At 68.9% G+C, this 19,231-nt stretch carries 17 protein-coding genes; 6 read left to right on the forward strand and 11 right to left on the reverse strand.

Annotated features, from left to right (window positions below; all coding sequences use genetic code 11):
* Nucleotides 1–89: 89 nt before the first annotated feature.
* The 7 genes from AC6LJ9_RS17300 to AC6LJ9_RS17330 form a co-directional block, all read right to left on the reverse strand.
* Complete coding sequence (locus tag AC6LJ9_RS17300) at nt 90–995, reverse strand: LysR family transcriptional regulator (protein ID WP_498148527.1); 906 nt, start codon at nt 993–995, stop codon at nt 90–92.
* Nucleotides 996–1,075: 80 nt separating this feature from the next.
* Nucleotides 1,076–2,425, reverse strand: a complete 1,350-nt coding sequence (locus AC6LJ9_RS17305; protein ID WP_498148528.1) for an amidase — start codon at nt 2,423–2,425, stop codon at nt 1,076–1,078.
* Nucleotides 2,426–2,493: 68 nt separating this feature from the next.
* On the reverse strand, nt 2,494–3,177 hold the full coding sequence (locus AC6LJ9_RS17310) for a DUF2848 domain-containing protein (RefSeq protein ID WP_498148529.1): 684 nt from the start codon (nt 3,175–3,177) through the stop codon (nt 2,494–2,496).
* A 127-nt stretch (nt 3,178–3,304) separates the two neighbouring features.
* Complete coding sequence (locus AC6LJ9_RS17315; protein ID WP_498148530.1) at nt 3,305–4,588, reverse strand: TRAP transporter large permease; 1,284 nt, start codon at nt 4,586–4,588, stop codon at nt 3,305–3,307.
* On the reverse strand, nt 4,585–5,205 hold the full coding sequence (locus AC6LJ9_RS17320) for a TRAP transporter small permease subunit (protein ID WP_103274567.1): 621 nt from the start codon (nt 5,203–5,205) through the stop codon (nt 4,585–4,587). Before AC6LJ9_RS17320 ends, AC6LJ9_RS17315 begins: the two co-directional genes overlap by 4 nt.
* 147 nt (nt 5,206–5,352) lie before the next feature.
* Nucleotides 5,353–6,399, reverse strand: coding sequence for a TRAP transporter substrate-binding protein (locus AC6LJ9_RS17325; RefSeq protein ID WP_498148531.1), 1,047 nt, complete (start codon nt 6,397–6,399; stop codon nt 5,353–5,355).
* Nucleotides 6,400–6,865: 466 nt separating this feature from the next.
* Nucleotides 6,866–7,774: a LysR family transcriptional regulator gene (locus tag AC6LJ9_RS17330; protein WP_212322429.1), complete on the reverse strand. Its 909-nt coding sequence runs from the start codon at nt 7,772–7,774 to the stop codon at nt 6,866–6,868.
* A gap of 68 nt (nt 7,775–7,842) precedes the next feature.
* Here AC6LJ9_RS17330 and AC6LJ9_RS17335 point away from each other — a divergent pair, with 68 nt between their 5' ends.
* Nucleotides 7,843–8,778: a DMT family transporter gene (locus AC6LJ9_RS17335; RefSeq protein WP_103274570.1), complete on the forward strand. Its 936-nt coding sequence runs from the start codon at nt 7,843–7,845 to the stop codon at nt 8,776–8,778.
* Nucleotides 8,779–8,953: 175 nt separating this feature from the next.
* The gene (fabV, locus tag AC6LJ9_RS17340) at nt 8,954–10,144 is read left to right on the forward strand and encodes an enoyl-ACP reductase FabV (protein ID WP_498148548.1); all 1,191 of its coding nucleotides are present in this window, start codon (nt 8,954–8,956) and stop codon (nt 10,142–10,144) included.
* A 34-nt stretch (nt 10,145–10,178) separates the two neighbouring features.
* Here the strand turns inward: fabV and serB are convergent, their stop codons facing one another.
* Together serB and AC6LJ9_RS17350 are read right to left on the reverse strand one after the other, a co-directional pair.
* Complete coding sequence (serB, locus tag AC6LJ9_RS17345; RefSeq protein WP_498148532.1) at nt 10,179–10,913, reverse strand: phosphoserine phosphatase SerB; 735 nt, start codon at nt 10,911–10,913, stop codon at nt 10,179–10,181.
* A gap of 19 nt (nt 10,914–10,932) precedes the next feature.
* The gene (locus tag AC6LJ9_RS17350; protein WP_212321926.1) at nt 10,933–11,841 is read right to left on the reverse strand and encodes a LysR substrate-binding domain-containing protein; all 909 of its coding nucleotides are present in this window, start codon (nt 11,839–11,841) and stop codon (nt 10,933–10,935) included.
* Between the two features lie 252 nt (nt 11,842–12,093).
* Here AC6LJ9_RS17350 and AC6LJ9_RS17355 point away from each other — a divergent pair, with 252 nt between their 5' ends.
* From AC6LJ9_RS17355 to AC6LJ9_RS17365, 3 genes are read left to right on the forward strand one after another with little or no spacing between them, the layout of a single operon-like run.
* Nucleotides 12,094–13,170, forward strand: a complete 1,077-nt coding sequence (locus AC6LJ9_RS17355; protein WP_498148533.1) for an ABC transporter ATP-binding protein — start codon at nt 12,094–12,096, stop codon at nt 13,168–13,170.
* A gap of 13 nt (nt 13,171–13,183) precedes the next feature.
* Nucleotides 13,184–14,830 (forward strand): ABC transporter permease, encoded by a 1,647-nt coding sequence (locus AC6LJ9_RS17360; RefSeq protein WP_498148534.1) that lies wholly within the window; start codon nt 13,184–13,186, stop codon nt 14,828–14,830.
* Nucleotides 14,831–14,851: 21 nt separating this feature from the next.
* The gene (locus AC6LJ9_RS17365) at nt 14,852–15,835 is read left to right on the forward strand and encodes an ABC transporter substrate-binding protein (protein ID WP_498148535.1); all 984 of its coding nucleotides are present in this window, start codon (nt 14,852–14,854) and stop codon (nt 15,833–15,835) included.
* An 80-nt stretch (nt 15,836–15,915) separates the two neighbouring features.
* On the opposite strand, the gene AC6LJ9_RS17370 is transcribed toward AC6LJ9_RS17365, so the two are convergent.
* Nucleotides 15,916–16,584, reverse strand: a complete 669-nt coding sequence (locus tag AC6LJ9_RS17370) for an ABC transporter ATP-binding protein (protein ID WP_498148536.1) — start codon at nt 16,582–16,584, stop codon at nt 15,916–15,918.
* On the opposite strand from AC6LJ9_RS17370, the gene AC6LJ9_RS17375 reads away from it, so the two are divergent.
* Nucleotides 16,583–17,230, forward strand: coding sequence for an arylesterase (locus tag AC6LJ9_RS17375; protein WP_498148537.1), 648 nt, complete (start codon nt 16,583–16,585; stop codon nt 17,228–17,230). The genes AC6LJ9_RS17370 and AC6LJ9_RS17375 overlap by 2 nt on opposite strands.
* Nucleotides 17,231–17,235: 5 nt before the next feature.
* Here AC6LJ9_RS17375 and AC6LJ9_RS17380 read toward each other — a convergent pair whose 3' ends face one another.
* Nucleotides 17,236–19,203, reverse strand: a complete 1,968-nt coding sequence (locus AC6LJ9_RS17380) for a SurA N-terminal domain-containing protein (protein WP_498148538.1) — start codon at nt 19,201–19,203, stop codon at nt 17,236–17,238.
* Between the last annotated feature and the right edge of the window lie 28 nt (nt 19,204–19,231).

Below are 19,231 nucleotides of genomic sequence, written 5' to 3' on the forward strand. Positions count from 1 at the left end.
TGTCTGGTATGGGGAGCATTGCACCGGAACTTGCCACGGCCGTCTAATCACATGTTGCGATAGACCCCGATCAGAAATCCTTATCAGGGTTATGCCGGATGGCGCTGCGCTTCATCGCGCGCAATCTGCTGCGCGGCCTCGGCCACGGTGCGTGGCACCTGGCTGTCCGGCCCTTGCATCCAGCAGGCGGTGTAGTGCAGCGGCGGCACCTCGCCATCCTTCACGTCCAGGATCCGCAGCTCGCCCTGCGCCAGCTCGCGGCGCAGGATCACCGGCGCGATCAGCGCCGTGCCGATGCCGTCCAGCGCCATGCGCACGATCACGCTCAGCGCCGAGCTGCCATACATGCGCGGCGACTCCACGCCGGCCTGCAGCAGCATCTGCCGCGCCGCGCGGTGCGGATCGGTGGTGGAGGGATACGTGATCACCGGCCACTCGGCCAGGCGCTTGAGCGAGATCGGCTGGCGGCCGACCTTGAGCTTGGGGCTGGCCACCCAGCTGAGCGGGTAGTTGCACAGGTACAGGTTCTCGACCCTGGGCTCTTCCATCGGTCCGAGCAGGAAGGCCAGGTCGATCTGGCGCGAGGCCAGCTGCGCCTTGAGCACCGTGGTCGTGTCGACCTGGATCTCCACCATCAGCCCGGGATAGGCGTCATGCAGGTGCTCCATGAGCCTGGGCAGCCAGGTATGGACGATGGTTTCGGACACGCCCAGCCTGAGCATGCCGCTCATCACGCTCTTGGCGCGCGCGGCCTCCTGCATGTCGCGCCGCATCTGCAGCATGCGCTCGGCGTGGGACAGCAGTTCGCGTCCCTTGGCGGTGAGCTTGATGCCGCGCACGTCGCGGTCGAACAGGCGCACGCCCAGGTCCGATTCGAGCGAGGCGATGCGCTGGGAAATCGCGGGCTGGGTGGCGCTGAGCTTCTCCGCGGCGGCGCGAAAGCCGCCCAGCGTGGCCACCCAGAAAAACGTCTCGATGTTGCGCAGGTCGATCATCGGGTCCGGACCCCGGCTGGTACAGCCGCCATCTTAGCGCCGGCGCGGCGCGCGCCCAAGGCCCGCGCCGTGATTCGCGGTCAGCGAACGGCCAGCAGATCCTCGACCGACAGGCCGATGCCCAGGATGCGGCGGTCGGCGCCGTTGCCGCCGGCGATCATCAGGCCCACCGGCGCGGTGCCGGGCGCCTGGCACGGCAGCGACAGGGCGCAGCCATCCAGGAAATTGATCAGCGTGGGATTGCGCAGGATCAGGCCGTTGGCCGCGTAATAGGCCTCGTCCGATGCCGCCAGGTCCGCCACCGCGGGCGCGACGATGGGCGAGGTCGGCAGGATCAGCGCGTCATAGCCGGCGATGCGCTGGTCCACGCCCGCCACCCAGGCTTCGCGGGCGTCGAGCAGGTCCAGGTAGTCGGCGGCGCTCATGTCCTTGCCGCGCATGATGCGGGACACCACGCGCGGGTCATAGCGCTTGCCGGCGCGGGCGATCAGATCGCGGTGCCAGGCCCAGGCCTCCGCAGCGGTGAAACCGCCCTTCGAATTGATGGCGGCCAGCTCCGCGAATTCCGGCACCTCGATCTCGTCGATCAGCGCGCCGGCCTCGGCCAGCCGCGCCACCGCGCGCGCGAAGGCGTCGGCCACGTGCTTGTCCATGGCGTCCAGCGCCAGCGTGACCGGCACTGCCAGCCGCAGGCCGCGCAGCGGCAGCGGCGCGGGTGCCGGCTCGTTGTCGCCCGACAGGATGGCATCCAGCTCGGCGCAACAGCGCACACTGGCGGCGATGGGGCCGATGGAATCCAGGTTGGCCGACAGCGGCAGCACGCCGGCCATGGACACGCGCCAGGCGCTGGGCTTGAAGCCTGTCAGCCCGCACAGCGCCGCCGGGATCCGCACCGAGCCGCCGGTGTCCGAGCCGATGGCGGCGGCGGCCATGCCGTCGGCCACCGATACCGCCGCGCCCGACGAGGAGCCGCCGGGAATGCGGCCGGTGGCACGGTCCCAGGGATTTAGCGGCGTGCCGTAATGCGGATTGATGCCCAGGCCCGAATATGCGAACTCGGTCATGTTGGTACGGCCGACGATGACCGCGCCGGCGGCGATCAGCCGGTCCACCACCACGGCATTGTGTTCGGCGGCAGGCTCGCCTTCGCGCGCCACCGAGCCGGCCATGGTGGTTTCTCCCTTGACGTCGAACAGGTCCTTGATGCTGACGGGCAGGCCCTCCACCGCCGAGCGGACTACCCCGGCCGCGCGCAGCGTGTCCGAGGCGCGCGCCTGTGCCAGCGCCGATTCGGCGTACAGCCGGGTATAGGCGCGGGCGCCCTCGCCCGCCGGATCCGTGGCGCGCGCCAGCGCCTGTTCGGTCAGCTGGACGGAGGTGGTGCTGCCCTCTTCGAGGGCCGTCGTCAGTTCATTCAAGGTCAATGGCATAGCGATCCAAAGCGCCGCCTCGCGGCATGAGAGAAATACAGACGTGTCAGGGACTGCCCGGGCCGGCCTCAGGCCACCACCGGCAGTTCCTCGACATGATACCGGTGCCGCAGGCTGCGCTGGCGACGCGGGTCATACAGTTCCATGCTGAAATCGGCCGCCGGACGGATGCCGCCGATGGCGCCTACGGTGCCGCAGGTCATGCCGGCGCCTTCCGGCAGCACCGCCGCGCCGCCGGTGTAACCCGCGATCAGGTCCTGGGGCGTGCGCAGGCTGGCCAGCGGGCCTTCCTGGTACAGCACGCGCTCGCCGTTCTCGACGATGTACGAGCGGATGACCAGCTCGTCCCAGTGGCCGGCCACCTCGGCCAGCGGCCAGGCCGCGCGCGCCACCGGCTTGACGCAGACCTGCTTGGACAGCGCCACGCTGTACGTCTCCAGCTTGCGGTCGGTGTGGTCCGACGCGATGCTGACGTACATCTCGCCGTCCACGGCGAAGACGAAGGTCTCGACCTCGCCCGACGAATCGCCGCCCACGGCCTGCACCGTCTCGGCCTGGGTCAGCTGGTTGTCGGCGATGCGGTAGTACAGCGGCACGCTGGTGGGACGCGGCACGCCGATGGCGGCCAGTTCCTCGATGTGATGCTCGATGGCGGCCATGTCGCGCCCGGCCCAGCCGGCGACGATCAGGGTGTTGAAGTCGACTTCGACCTGGCGAGGGGTCGAACCTTCGATCTGGAATACGGCTTTCATGTCTGTCCTGCCAATGAGTGATGAGTGGGATGGCCCGCCGCGCGGGCGCCTGCCCCGCATCGGGGCGATGGGAACCCCGGGGCGGCACGGGCGCCGCCCGGGAAGAGTCAAGAGAAAATGCGCCTGCCTAGCCGAAGGCGCGCGGCAGCCACAGCGCCAGGTCCGGCCACCATGCCAGCAGCGCCAGCATCACGGCCATGGCCAGCACGAACGGCAGGCTGCCGACGATGACCGCGCCCATGGAACCGCTCTTGCGCAGGCTCTGCACCACGAACAGGTTCAGACCCACGGGCGGCGTGATCAGCGCGGCCTCGACCAGGATGATGATGACGATGCCCAGCCAGATCGGGTCGTAGCCCAGGCCGATCATGATCGGCGCGACGATGGGAATCGTCGTGATCATCATGGACAGCGTCTCCATGAAGCAGCCCAGCACCAGGTAGAACACGACCACGATCAGCAGCATCCAGCCCGGCGACAGGCCCAGTCCGGTGATGGACTGGGTCAGCGCGTCGGTCAGGCCGGTGGCCGACATGACGAAGTTCAGGAAGCTGGCGGCGATCACGATCAGCATGATCATGGCCGTGGACCGCATGGTGCCTTCAACCGCCTCGCGCAACATGTTCCAGGTCAGGCGCCGGTACCAGGCAGCCAGCACCAGCGCGCCCAGCACGCCTAGCGCGGCGGCCTCGGTCGGCGTGGCCAGGCCGGCGTAGATCGAACCCACCACCAGCAGGAAGATGCCCAGCGGCGGCGCCAGGTGGACCAGGCTGGCCATGCGCTGGCCCCAGCTCGCCTGGATCTTCTTGCCGCCCCACGACGGCTTGGCCACGCAGGCGATCACGACCGTCAGCATGAACAGCGCCGCCATGGCGAAGCCCGGAATGATGCCGGCCAGGTACAGCTTGGGCACCGACGAATTGGTCAGCACGCCGTAGATGACCAGGTTGATCGACGGCGGGATCAGGATGCCGAGCGTGCCGCCGGCGGCCAGGCTGCCCAGGAACAGCGGCTCGTTATAGCCGTACTTGCGGATCTGCGGAATGGCTACCGTGCCCACCGTGGCGGCGGTCGCCACGCTGGAGCCGGACGTGGCCGAGAACAGCGTGGATGCGCCGATGTTGGCGTGCATCAGCCCGCCCGGCAGCCACGACAGCCACAGGCTCATCGCGCCGTACATGCGCTCGGCGAACCCGGCGCGCAGCAGCACCTCGCCCAGCATGATGAACAGCGGAATCGCCACCAGCAGGAATTCGTTGTTCGAGCTCCACGACAGTTCACCGATGGCGCGCGACAGCGGCAGCATGGAAAACAGCGGATCCAGCGTCAGGCCCAGCACGCCCAGGGCGGCGCCCACGGGAATGGACAGGCCGATCAGCACCAGCAGAAGGATCAGGGCGGTGGCGATCATGCGGCTTCTCCCTTGACCATGCGCTCGCCGGCGGCAGCTTCCTCGTCGGCTTCTTCCTGCGCCGAGCGCACGCCGCAGATCTGCTTGACCAGCTCGATGTCGCCCGTGACCAGCGCGGCCGAGGCGCGCGCCAGCATCAGCGCCACTGTCAGGCACATCCAGGCCAGGCCCAGCAGCCACAGGCCCTGCGGAATCCACAGCGGCGTGGCCAGGGGCGTGTTGGCGGCGGACTTCTGCGCCCAGGAGGTCTGCACCATGTCGTAGGCGTAGTAGGTCAGGAACACCATGAAGACCGCCAGCGCCACCAGCGACAGCCAGTCCAGCACGGCCGACAGCCGCACCGGCAGGAATTGATAGAGCACGTCCACGCGCACGTTGGCGCGTTGCAGCGTGGCGAAGGCCAGCGCCCAGGAGGTGCTGATGGCGAAGGCGTAGCTCGACAGTTCGTCGGCGCCGCCCGTGGTGAAGCCCAGGAACTTGCGGGCCAGCACGTCGAAGGAAATGAGCAGGACGCTGGCGATGGTCAGCGCCCCGCCCGCCCAGACGGCCACGCGCGAGCAGCTTTCGGCGCGGCGCAGCAGCCCGCCGAGCAGGCGGAAGTGTTCGGTAGAGGTCATCGGTCTTGACTCCGCGAGGGGGTCGCCCGGCGCAGGGCGCCGGGGCTGGAAACGCCGGGAGCCGGCGCCGCCCCGCCCGCGAGGGGCGGCGGCGCGCGGTCCCGGTTACTTGCTGGATGTCGCTCGCGCGACATCACTTGCGAGACATCACTTGCTGGCGGTCACGCCCAGCGTCTTGCCGACGGTGGCGTTGAAGTCCTTGACGCACTGGGCCGAGCAGCGCGCGGCCCACTTGGGCAGCACGGCTTCCTGCGTGACCTTCTTGAGCAGGGCGCGGTCGGCCTCGGACGGCTGCACCAGCACCATCTTGCCCTTGACCGGATACGGGCAGGCGGCGGCGCCGGTGTTGCAGTCGTAGCCTTCCTGGGTCTGGCGCGCGGCGGCGTCCCAGATGTTGTCGACCAGCGTCTTCACGTTGGCTTGCAGGAAGCTGCGCACGGCCGGATCCAGCTTGTCCCAGGCCTTCTGGTTGACGGCGTGGATCTGCTGGTTCCAGTTGATCGGCAGCGCGTACAGGTGCGTGGACACCTCGTACCACTTGGCCGAATAGCCGGACAGCGAGCCGGTGATGGCGCAATCCACCACCTTGTTCTGCAGCGCCGGCACGACTTCGCCGAAGGCCATGGTGACGCTGGAGCCGCCCAGCGCCTCGACGAACTCGGCGGTGGTACGGCTGCTGGTGCGGACCTTCTTGCCCTTCAGGTCGGCCAGGCCCTTGATTTCGGCGTTGCAGAACAGCACCTGGGCCGGATAGGTGGAAATGCCCAGCAGCTTGACGTTGTTGCCCTCGCCGTACAGGCGCGCATAGACCGGCTCGAAGGCATTGGTGACGGCGCGCGCGGTCTGCACGTCCGGCGCCAGGCCGGCCAGGTCGATGGCTTCGTTGATGGGGTTGTCGCTGGCGAAGTACGACAGCGTGGCGGTGCCGAACTCGATCACGCCCTGCGACATCAGGCGCAGCAGCTCCGGACCCTTCAGGCCCATTTCATTGAAGCCCTTGATGTCGGCCGTGACCTGGCCCTTGGACAGCTCGGGAATGGTCTTGGTCCAGAAAGGCTTTTCGTAATCGTTATAGGCCGTCAGGTTCGACAGGCCGCCGACGACCTTCAACTGCGTCTTGGGCAGGTCCTGGGCGTGGGCGGCGCCGGCCAGCAGGCCGGCCGCAATGGCGGCGCATACGAGGGATTTCTTCATGGATCAAGCTCCTGGCTGCGGGAATGTCTGCCGCGCGCGGGTCCCCGTTGGCCCTGGCTGCGCGCGGCCGCGAATGCGGAACGCGAATCGCGAGCGCCGGCCCCGTGGCTGTATGCGGGGCCGCCGGAACCGCCTCGGCCCGGTCCCGGCGCCGGGCGAAGCCTGGCTTCGCCGCCGTCCGGAACCCGTCCGCTGCCCTTCCCCGCTTTCCCCGCGCCGCCTTTACTGGCGCTCGTTATCGATGTGGCCGCATTGCACCGTCCGGGACGCGCAGCGTCCAATCGTATGTTGCGATGCCGAGGTATAAATATTTCTTTGGTCTGGCGCGCGACGGTTGGCTTATTACCCGCAAACCCAGTGCTGGCGCGGCTTTGCCGCCCGCCGGCAATATCGCGCGACGGCCGCGCGGCACGCTTGGGCCAGGCCTGTCCACGGGAAAACACCTAGGGCCGCCGGCCCGGCCTGACTAGCTGGCCGGCGTTCCGTCGGTGGCCTGCGCGGCCACCTTCTGCGCCATCTGCGCGATCAGGCGCACCGCATGACTGTCCGGGCCTTGCACCCAGCTCGCGGTAAAACTCAGCTCGGGCAGCGGATCGGCCTCGACCCGCAGGATGCGCAGCTCGCCGCGCGCCAGTTCCTTGCCCAGGAACACCGGCGCGATGACGCTGGTGCCGATGCAGTCCTCGGTCATGCGCACCATCATGGACATGGATGCGCTGCCGTACATGCGTGGCGCGGCCACGCCGGCGCGCGTGAGCATGTCGCGCACCACGCGGTACGGCGCGCTGTTGGACGGATAGGTGATGATGGGCAGGCGCGCGATGCGCTCCAGCGTCACCGGCTCCGGCCCCAGGTCCAGGTGCGGATTGGCGACCCAGGCCAGCGGATAGGTGCACAGCGGCAGGTTCTCGACCCGCGCCTCCAGCACCGGCCCCATCAGGAAGGCCAGGTCGATCTGGCGTGACAGCAGATGCGGGCGCAGCACGTGCGTGGTGTCGACCTCGATCTCCAGCACCAGCGCCGGATAGGCGGTGTGCACCAGTTCGATGAGCGTGGGCAGCCAGGTCTGCACGATGGTCTCGGCCACGCCGATGCGCACGGTGCCGGACATGACGTTCTGCTCGCGCGCGGCCTCGAACATGTCGCGGCGCACCTGCAGCATGCGCTCGGCGTGCGACAACAGTTCGTGGCCCTTGCCGGTGAGCTTGACGCCGCGCGCCTCGCGCTCGAACAGCCGCACGCCCAGGTCGGCCTCGAGCGAGGCGATGCGCTGCGATACCGCGGGCTGCGTGGTATTGAGCTTGTCCGCGGCGGCCCGGAAGCTGCCCAGGGTGGCGACCCAGAAAAAAGTCTCGACGTTGCGTAATTCGATCATGGCCCTATCCATCCGGCGCGATGAGCGTATCATGTCAGCCGCCCAACCGTCCCCCACAGGAGTTGTCCATGACCCCGGCCGCCACCGGTCGCCCGCGCCCCGCCGCGCCCGCCACCCGCGGACCGTTGATCGGCGTGCTGTTGCTGGTCCTGTCCATGTGGACGCTGTCCTGTCTGGACGCCAGCGGCAAGTGGGTCATGAACGCGGGCGTGCCGCTGCTGCTGCTGTCCTGGTTCCGCTATGCCGTGCACCTGGTGCTGGTGCTGGCCCTGGTGCTGCCGGCGCGCGGCCTGGGCGTGCTGCGCAGCGTGCGCCCGCGCGAGCAGCTGGTGCGCGGCGCGTCGATGTTCCTGGCCACGCTCATGTTCTTCACCACGCTGAGCTACATCCCCCAGGCCGAGGCCACTGCCATCAATTTCCTGGCGCCGCTGCTGGTGCTGTCGCTGGCGCCCTGGATCCTGAAGGAGCCGGCGCGGCTGTCGCGCTTCGTGGCGGCCGGCATCGCCTTCGTCGGCGTCATCATCGTGATCCGGCCCGGCGGCGGCCTGGACCCCACCGGCACCGTGTTCGGCCTGCTCACTGCCTGTTGCTTCGCCGCCCAGTTCATCGCCACCCGCCGCGTGGCCGGCGATGATCCGTTCACCTCGCTGATCTGGAGCGGCGCCGTCGGCACCGCCTGCCTGACCCTGGCCCTGCCCTTCATCCTGCCGCCCGCGCTGCCGGTGCTGCGCGAGTTGTCCCTGCTGGACTGGAGCCTGCTGATCTCCACCGGCATCACCGGCGGCCTGGGCCACCTGTTCCAGATCGCCGCGTACCGGCGCGCGCCGGCCTCGACGCTGGCGCCGTTCATCTACCTGCAGATCATCAGCGCCACGACCGTCGGCTGGCTGGTCTGGGGCCATTTCCCGGACCCGCTGACCTGGCTGGGCATCGCCGTGATCTGCGCCAGCGGCATGGGCATCGGCCTGGTGGAATGGCGGCGCGGCCGGGCCGCCGCCCGCTAGCCTCCTGCTAGCAAGACGCCAGCATCCCGTCAACTGGCCGCCCCGGGCCCGGCTCCCGTACAATGCCCGTCGCATTTTCGCTTCCGACCCGCCGGCCCCGCGCCGGATTCCAGACTTGAGGCCCCGCATGGTCCAATCCCCGCCCGATAACGCGCCCGCCCAGGACGGCGTGCGCCTGGTCATCAAGCCCCGCGTGCGCGGTTTCATCTGCGTGACCACCCATCCCGCCGGCTGCGAGGCCAATGTGCGCCAGCAGATCGACTACGTGCGCAAGCAGGGTCCCATCGCCGGCGCGCCCAAGCGCGTGCTGGTGATCGGCGCGTCCACCGGCTACGGCCTGGCCGCGCGCATCAGCGCGGCCTTCGCGGGCGGCGCGCAGACGCTGGGCGTGTTCTTCGAGCGCCCATCCGAGCCGTCCAAGCCTGGCACGCCCGGCTGGCACAACAGCGCCGCCTTCCACAAGTTCGCCCAGGCCGAGGGCCTGTACGCCCGCAGCATCAACGGCGACGCCTTCTCCGACGAGATCAAGCGCCAGGTCATCGAGGCCATCCGCGCCGACCTGGGCCAGGTCGACCAGGTGGTCTACAGCCTGGCCGCGCCGCGCCGCAGCCATCCGCGCGACGGCAAGGTCTACACCTCGGTGCTCAAGCCCGTGGGCCGCGCCGTCACGCTGCGCGGCCTGGATACCGACCGCGAGGTCGTGCGCGAATCCACGCTGGAACCGGCGACGCAGGAAGAGATCGACGCCACCGTCGCCGTGATGGGCGGCGAGGACTGGCAGATGTGGATCGACGCGCTGCTCGAAGCCGGCGTGCTGGCCGAGGGCGCCACCACCACGGCCTTCACCTACCTGGGCGAGCGCATCACCCACGACATCTACTGGAACGGCTCCATCGGCGCGGCCAAGAAGGACCTGGACCGCAAGGTGCTGGACATCCGCGCCAAGCTGGCGGCGCGCGGCGGCGACGCCCGCGTGTCGGTGCTCAAGGCCGTGGTCACGCAGGCCAGCTCGGCCATTCCCATGATGCCGCTGTACCTGTCGCTGCTGTTCAAGGTCATGAAGGCCGATGGCACGCACGAGGGTTGCATCGAACAGGTCTACCGCCTGTACCGCGACGGTATCTGCGGCCCCGCGCCGCTGCGGGACGAGGAAGGCCGGCTGCGCGTGGACGACTGGGAACTGGCGCCCGCCGTGCAGGCGCGCGTGCAGGAACTGTGGAACCAGGTCGAGACCGCCAACATCGATGCACTGACGGACTTCGCTGGCTACAAGTCCGACTTCCTGCGCCTGTTCGGCTTCGAGGTCGAGGGCGTGGACTACGAAGCGCCGGTCGATCCGCACGTGCGCATCGACGGACTGGCCTGAACGGCGCCGGCCCGGCGCTTGCCCGGGCCGTACACTAGCCCGGCGTGAACAATTGCAGCAGGCGGTCCAGTCCGCCTGCCTCGATGGTCACGTCGGCCTCCCGCCGCACCGCCGGCTTGGGATGGAAACCCACCGACAGCCCCGCCGCCCGCATCATGGGCAGGTCGTTGGCGCCGTCGCCCACCGCGATGGCCTGCCCGGGCGCCGCGCCCAGCCGCGCGCAGACCTCCAGCAGCTTGTTCTTCTTTTCCTCGCCGTCGCAGATGTCGCCCCAGGGCTGCGGCAGCAGCCGGCCGGTGAGTCTGCCGTCGCGCGTCTCCAGCACGTTGGCGCGCACATCGTCCAGCCCCAGGCGCTGGCGCAGCCGGTCGGTATAGCAGGTGAAGCCGCCGGTTGCCAGCAGGCAGTACAGGCCGGCGCGCTTGCAGGCGCCGATCAGTTCCTCGGCGCCGGGGTTGAGGGTCAAGCGCTCGTCATAGACCTGGTCCGCCAGCGCCTGCGGCATGCCGGCCAGCAGCGCCACCCGTTCGCGCAGGCTTTGCTTGTAGTCGCTGATCTCCCCGCGCATCGCGGCCTCGGTGATCGCCGCCACCTCGGCGCCGCGCCCCATCAGCGCGGCCATCTCGTCCAGCGTTTCAATGGCGACCAGCGTCGAGTCCATGTCGAAGGCGATGACGCGGTAGGCCGACAGCGACGTCGGCGTCCAGGGGCGGCGCAGGCTCAGGCCGGGATAGGCGGAGTTCGCGGTCGGGTCGAAGGGTTCTGACATGAGGAGTTCCTAGCTTGCGCTATGCGCCACGGGACGGCTCGGTCCCCTGCCCGCACAGCCAGTCGATGAATCGTTGCGCCGCGGCCGCCGCCGGCCCGTCGGGACGGTACAGCGCGTGGATGCCCGCGTTGGGCAGTTGCGGCTGCGCGAACAGCGGACGCAGGCGGTCGGCGGCCATGTCGTCCTGCAACAGGCACCACGGCGCCAGCGCGATGCCCAGGTCGTTCATGGCGGCCTGCATGCACAAAAAGTGATGATCGAATACCGGCCCGGGCAGTTGCGCGGGCACGTCGACCTTGGCCAGCGCGAACCAGCGCGGCCAGTAGTCCATGCCGCCGGCGACCTTCAGCAGCGGATGGCCCAGGCAGTCGGCTGGCGCGGCCAGCCGGTTGCGCTCGATGAAGCGCGGCGAGGCCACCGGCACATGGAAATCGTCCAGGCAGTGCACGCAGCTCAGCTCGGCATGCGCCATGTAGCCGTGGCGCAGCAGCACGTCGCTGCCGGCGTCGCCGCCCCGGTCCAGGAAGGAGCGGCCCTGCGTGGTCAGCTGCACATCGATGCCTGGATGCAGCGCCTGGAAGCCGGACAAGCGCGGAATCAGCCACTTCATGGTCAGCGACGGCGTGGCGCAGACCCGCAGCGTGCCGGCGAATCCCGGCGCGCGCAGCTTGGCGGTGGCGGCGGCGATGCGTTCCAGGCTGGCCTGCACTTCCGGGAAATAGGCCTGGGCGCAAGGCAGCAGCGCCACGCCGCGCGCCTCGCGCGCGAACAGGGGCTGCCCCACGTAGTCCTCGAGGATGCGGATCTGCTGGCTGACCGCGCTGTGCGTGATGCTCAGTTCATCGGCGGCGGCCGTGAAGCTGCGCAGCCGGGCGGCCGCCTCGAATACCCGCAGCGCCTTGAGCGGCGGCAGGCTGTGGCCGGCCATGTCAGGCCGCGCCCGCCCGCTGGCCTGCGCGGCGCGAGTCTGTGCTGCGATTTCCCACGGTTTCCCTTGTCGTGTCGTTATTTTTCCGGTCCGCGGCCCGCTCGGGGCGGGCGCGCGTCCATGCAGCGGCATTCTAGGGGATAGCGGCGGCGCCGACCTCTTAGAAAAACTAACGCCACGCCTTAAGAAACGTCGCTGGTCGCGCCTGTTGACGCTTCCTATCATGCCGGCTATCCCTCGCAGGAATCCAACATGGCATCGATCACGGTAGACGGCATCGTCAAGACCTTCGGCGGGCAGCAAGTGCTGCGCGACCTTTCCCTGCACATCCCGGACGGCGCGTTCTACACGCTGCTGGGGCCCAGCGGCTGCGGCAAGACCACGCTGCTGCGCTGCATCGCGGGCTTTCACGCGCCCGACGGCGGCCGCCTGCTGTTCGACCAGGACGACGTGACCCGCGTGTCCGCCCACCGCCGCGACATCGGCATGGTGTTCCAGGACTACGCGCTGTTCCCGGACAAGAGCGCCTTCGACAACGTGGCCTACGGCCTGCGGGCGCGCGGCGTGGCGCGCGCCGAGATCACCCGGCGCGCCAACGAGGCGCTGGACAAGGTCGGGCTGCTGGCGCTGGCCCAGCGCTACCCGGCGCAGATGAGCGGCGGCCAGCGCCAGCGCGTGGCGCTGGCGCGCGCCCTGGTGATCCGGCCGCGCGTGCTGCTGATGGACGAGCCCCTGTCCAACCTGGACGCCAAGATGCGGCTGCAGATGCGCGACGTGATCCTGGACCTGGTGCGCGAGGCCGGCATCACCACCGTGTTCGTCACGCACGACCAGGAAGAGGCGCTGGCCATGTCCGACCGCATCGCCATCATGGACCACGGCCGCATCGCCCAGCTGGGCACGCCCGAGGAGCTGTACGGCACGCCGGTCAATGCCTATGTGGCGGACTTCATCGGCTCGGCCAACGTGATCCCGGTGCCGGCCCAGGCCGTGTCGGACCAGGCTCCGCAAGGCCTGGTGCGCTACCAGCTGTGCGGCCGCGACTTCGACGGCGTGCAAGGCGCGGGCAGCCTGGACACGCGCGGCGTGCTGATCGCGCGGCCCGAGGAGCTGGCGTTGATGGCGCCCGCGCCCTACGTCCCCAACACGCTGCCCGGCAAGGTGCTGCGGCGCCAGTACCTGGGCTTCAAGACCGCCTACCGCATCGCGCTGGAGGACGGCTCGGAGCTCCGCGTCGAGCTGCACGCGGGCAACATGGTCGCCCAGTTCCAGCCCGGCGAGGCGGTGCAGGTGCTGATCCCGGCCGACAGCCGGGTCGTGAACGCCTGAGGACGCGCCAGCCATGAAAATCAAATGGTGGCCCTGGGGCCTGCTGACCGCGATCAGCCTGATCCTGCTGCTGTTCTTCGTGCTGTATCCGCTGGGCGTGCTGTTCGCCAACAGCGTCACCGGCCCGGACGGCGGCTATACGCTGGAGGGCTTTCGCGCGCTGCTGGCCGACTCGCAGTATCTGGAGGCCTTCGGCAACACGCTGATCCTGGGCCTGGCCGTCACCGCCAGCACCGTGCTGGTGGGCGTGCCCTTCGCCTACATGGTGGCGCGCTACGACTTCCCGCTGAAGAACCTGGTGGCCATCCTGCCCGTGCTCACCATCGTGATTCCCGAGATCATCGTCGGCCAGTCCTGGCTGCTGCTACTGGGCAACAACGGCCTGTTGACCAACCTGCTGGGCGACGCCGGCATCTCGCTGCCTTCGTTCTACGGCTGGACCGGCATGGTCTTCTCGATGACGCTGGTGTACTACACCTACATCTACCTGGGCATGCTGGCCGCGCTGCGCGGCTTCGACGGACAGCTGGAGGAAGCCGGCCTGAGCCTGGGCACGCCGCCGCTGGCGACCAAGCTGCGCGTACTGGTGCCGGTGCTGCTGCCCGCCGTGCTGGTCAACGCGCTGGTGGTGTTCACGCTGGTGGTGGGCAATTTCGCGCTGGCCATGCTGCTGGGCAGCCGCGTGCCGCTGCTGTCGGTCATGACCTACAACACCTTCGTCAGCGAGATGGGCGGCAGCCCCACGCTGCAAAGCGCCATGTCGGTGGTGTCCATCGCCATCGTGGCCATCGTGCTGTTCTTCCAGAAGCGCGTGGTCGAGCGCAAGGTCTACACCATGACGCAGGGCCGCGCGCCGGCCGCCGTGCGGGTGCGTTCGTGGGCCTCGATCTTCTACACCGGCGGCGTGGGCCTGGTGATCCTGGTGTCGCTGCTGCCGCTGATCATCGTGTTCGTGGCCGCTTTCACCAAGACCAGCGGGCCGGTCATGCACTGGGGCAGCTGGTCGCTGGCCAGCATGCAGCGCGCGCTGCACGGCGCGCCCGAGCCCATCCTGAACTCGCTCAAGTTCGCCTCGCTGGCGACGGTGCTGGGCGTGGCCTTCGCGGTGCTGGTCAGCTACCTGACCATCAAGAAGCGCAGCGCCTTCACCCAGGCGCTGGACTACATCGTGGTGCTGCCGCTGACCATCTCGGGCACGGTGCTGGGCATCGCGCTGGTGCAGACCTTCAACACCGGCTGGCTGGTGCTGGCCGGCACCTCGGCCATCATGGTGCTGTGCTACACGGTGCGGCGCCTGCCCTTCGCCGTGCGCAACGCCTCGTCGGTGCTGTTCAACATCCCGGACTCGATCGAGGAGGCGTCGATCAGCCTGGGCGTGTCGCCGCTGATGACCTTCTTCAAAGTCGTGCTGCCCGCCATGAAGGCCTCGATCATCTCGGCCGCCCTGCTGATGTGGCTGACGACGATTTCCGAGCTGTCGGCGTCCATCGTGGCCTATAGCGGCGGCCTGGAAACCATGCCCATCGCCATCTTCCGGCAGGTCGACGGCGGCCGCCTGGGCATGGCCTCGGCCTACGGCGCCGCGCTGGTCACCGTGATCGTGCTGCCCATCATCGTGTCGGTGAAGGCGTTCCGCATCAAGCTCTTTTCCGGCAAATAACCCGTCCCAGGAAGACTCGCCATGCAAATCAAACACCTGCTGCAATCCGGCCTGCTGGCCGCCTCGGTCGCCTGCGCCGCCGCCCAGGCCCAGAACGTGGTGCTGTACTCGTCCAACAACACCGAGACCATCGAGACGGCGCTGGAAGCCGTCAAGAAGAAGTCGCCGTCGCTGAACGTGCAGCCGGTCACGGGCGGCACCGGCACCATGATGAAGCGCATCGAGGCCGAGGCGCAGAACCCGCGCGGCGACCTGTTCTGGAGCGGCGGCTTCGGCACGCTGGGCGCCTACCGCCAGCACCTGCAGCCGTACCGCCCGGCCGACCTGGACAAGATCCCGGCTGAGTTCCGCGGTCCGGACGATCTGTGGGTCGGCACCAACGTGCACGTGATGGTGCTGATGGTCAACGAGCGCCAGCTCAAGGGCCTGGCCGCGCCGGCGTCCTGGTCGGACCTGATGCAGCCGCAATGGAAAGGCAAGTTCGCCATCACCGATCCGTCCAAGAGCGGCACGGCCTACATGCTGGTCTACGGCCTGTACAAGCAGTTCGGCCAGGCCGGCCTGGACAGGATCGCGGCCAACGCCGTGGTCACGGCCTCGTCGGGCACCACCTACAAAGGCGTGGCGGCGGGCGAATACGCCGCCGGCATGACGCTGGAATACGCCGCCCAGGAATACGTGGCCGGCGGCCAGAAGGAGATCAAGCTGGTCTACCCGGCCGAGGGCAGCTACCTGGCGCCGGAAGGCATGTTCATCATCAAGGGCGCCAAGAACGCGCAGGCCGCCCAGGCGCTGTATGAAGGGCTGCTCAGCAAGGAGGCCCAGGAAGCGCAGCTGGTGAAGAACTTCCGCCGCCCCACCCGCAGCGACGTGGCCGTGGCCAGCCTGAGCACCCTGCCCGACCTGGCCTCGATCAAGATCTTCCCGATCAGCCAGGAGGCCGCCGCCAAGGAATACGAAGCGGTGGTGGCCGCCTGGGGCCAGGCGGTCGCCAAGACGAAGTAAGGACAAACGCGGCGGATCCGCTCCCGGCGCCCATTGAAACCTGAAGCCGGAGTCCGGACCGCCGCCGGGCCGTCAGGCCGTCAGGTCATCCGCCCCGCCGCCAGCACCAGCTGGCGGCCGCAACGCGCCGCCAGTTGCGGATCGTGCGTCACCAGCACCAGCGTGGCGCCGTGCTCGCGGTGCAGGTCGAACATCAGGTCGATCACCTTCTCGCCCGTGGCCGCGTCCAGGCTGCCGGTGGGTTCATCGGCGAACAACAGATCCGGATTCACCACGAAGGCGCGCGCCAGCGACACGCGCTGCTGCTCGCCACCCGACAGCGTGCGCGGGTAGTGGTGCAGGCGCTCGCCCAGCCCTACCCGCTCGAGCATGGCCTGGGCGGCCTCGCGCGCCGGCTGGCCGGCCAATTCCAGCGGCAGCATGACGTTTTCCAGCGCGGTCAGGTTCGGCAGCAGCTGGAACGACTGGAACACGAAGCCCACATGGTTGGCGCGCAGCCGCGCGCGGCCGTCCTCGTCCAGCGCGAACAGGTCCTGGCCGGCCAGCTTCACGCTGCCCGCGCTGGGAACATCCAGCCCGGCCAGCAGTCCCAGCAAGGTGGACTTGCCCGAGCCCGAGCTGCCCGTGATGGCCACGGCGCTGCCCGCCTCGACCGTAAAATCGATTCCTTCCAGGATAGACAGCGTGCCGCCGGCGTCGGCGACCCGCTTGCCCAGCCCTTTCACCTCGATCGAGTTATTGCTATCCATGCGCCTATTTTTCCGTCTGCTGTACACGTCCGTCCTGACCGCCGCCGCCATCGCGCCCGGCCACGCTCAGACTGTCCCCACGACCCAAGGTTCCGCGCCGCGCGCGGTGCTGGTGCTGGGCGACAGCCTGTCCGCCGAATATGGCATCAAGCGCGGCACCGGCTGGGTGCCGCTGCTGTCCGAGCGGATTTCGCAACAATACCCCAAGTACAAGGTCGTCAACGCCAGCATCAGCGGCGACACCACCAGCGGCGGCGTCGCCCGCCTGCCGGCGCTGCTGCGCCAGCACGCGCCGGCCGTGGTGGTGCTGGAGCTGGGCTCGAACGACGCGCTGCGCGGCCTGTCCCTGACCATGACCGAGCAGAACCTGCGCAACATGGCCCAGGCCGCGCGCCAGGCCGACGCCGACGTGGTCATCGTGGGCATGCAGATCCCGCCCAACTACGGGCGCGACTACACGCAGCGCTTCGCGCAGTTGTTCCCCACGGTGGCCAAGGACGAAAAAGCCCGGCTCGTCCCCTTCCTGATGGAAGGCATTGCGACGAACCGGGCCATGTTCCAGGCTGACGGCATCCATCCCAACGAGGATGCCCAGCCCCAATTGCTCGATAACGTGTGGCCGGCGCTGCGGCCACTACTCAACTAGCGGGCTCAGCCCGCCGAGGCGGGCTGCTCGCCCTTGATGGCGTCGGCCGAGGCCGGCAACAACTGCACCTTGTACTGCTCGCGCAGCATGCGCAGCACGGCTTCGCTCTCGGCCTGGCCATAAGCGCCGGCCAACTGGCCCGCCAGGCTCTCGCGCTCGGCCTGCTCGACCTTGCCCGCTTCGACCTTCTCCAGGCGCGCCACCGTATAGTCGGCGCCGGCCTGCACGCCGACATAGGCGGGCAGCGCGCCAGCCGGCTGGCGCATGATGGCGTCCAGCACCGCGCGCGGCAGGCCGCCCGGATCCTGGCGCGACACGATCACCACACCGGCGAAGCCTTCGGGCGAGGCCGCCGGATTGGCCTTGTCGGCGGCCAGCGCGGCTTCGCCAGCCTGCTTGGCGGCTTCGGCCGAGCGCTCGTCCAGCAGCTTGGCGCGAATGGTTTCGCTGACCTTGTCCAGCGGCGGCACGTGGGCCGGCTCCACGGCGGCGACGCGCACGGCCAGCATGGTGTCCGGAGCCAGCTCGATCACGCCGGAATTCTGCTTTTCGCGCAGCACGTCGGCCGAGAACAGCGCCTGGCGCACGCGCGGGTTGTCCAGCAGCGCGGCGTCCGGACCGGCGGCGGCGGAGCCCGGACCGGCCTTGTCGGCGGGGAGCAGGCCTTCGCGGGTCACGCCGGCGGCGGTGCGCAGCTTCAGGCCGACCGCGTCGGCGGCGGGCTGCAGGCTGTCGCGCTGGTCATAGACCTGCTTGCTCAGCTGGCTGGCCATTTCCGAGAAACGCACGGCGGCGAGCTGCTTGCGCACTTCGCCGGCGAGCTGGTCCTTGACCTCGGCCAGCGGCTTGATCGCGGCGGGCTGGATCTCGGTCAGCTTGAGAATGTGCAGGCCGCTGGGGCTTTCGACGACGCCGGAGACCTGGTCCTTGTTCAGGCCGAAGGCGGCCTTGTCCAGCGAACCGGGCAACGCGCCCTTCTGCTGCCAGCCCAGGTCGCCGCCATTGGCGGCCGAGCCGGCGTCCTGCGATTCCTTGCGAGCCAGTTCGGCGAACTTGGACGGGTCGGCCACGGCCAGCTTGTCCAGCTCGTCGGCCTTGGCGCGAGCGGCCTTGCGCGCATCTTCCGAGGCGCCGGCCGGCAGGTTGATCATGATGTGGCTGACGCGGCGGCGCTCGGGCTGGCCGAAGCGGGTCTTGTTCTGCTCGTAGTACGAGGCCAGGTCTTCGTCCTTGACCTGCACGCCCTGGGTGGCGGCGGCTTCGTCCAGCACCAGGTACTGCACCTGGACCTGTTCGGGAATCTGCAGCTGCTGCTTGTTGGCGTCGTACCAGGACTGGATGTCGGCCGGGCTCACATCGACCTTCGAACGGTAGTCGGCGGCGGCGAAGCGGCGCAGCTGGACCGAACGGGTCTGGGTCAGCGCGGTTTCCAGCGAGGCCACCACTTCGGCGGGTGCGCGGGCGGTCATGCCCACGGGCTCGAGCACGCGGCCGATCGACAGGTCGCGGCGCACGCTGGCCTCGAACGTATTTGTCGTCAAGCCCTGCGCGGCCAGCACCTGATCGTAGCGTTCCCGCGAGAAGACGCCATTGGCCTGGACCTCGGGAACATTCTTGAGGATGTAGTTGCGCAGCGTAGCGTCCGACACCGACAGACGGTTGTCGATGACGACGTTCGCCATCAGGCGCTGGTTGATCAGCTCGTTCAGCAGGCTCTGGCGCACGAACGGCGTATCGACCAGGGCGGGGTCGAACTGCGCGCCCTGGCGCTGGCGCAACTGCTCCAGCTGATTGCGGTGGGCCTGGTCGAACTCGGCGCGGGTGACGGGCTGGCCCGCGACCGTGGCCAGCTCGGGCTCCTTGCGCATGAAGCTTTCATAGCCCTGTATGCCGACCAGGAAAAAGGACGGCACGATCAGAAGCAGCAGAATGAACTGCATCCAGCGACGATGGCTGCGAATAAATTCGAACATGGAATCCCTGTTGCCGCGCTCCGGACGT

It is taken from the genome of Achromobacter sp. 1011811831, from assembly GCF_059760905.1.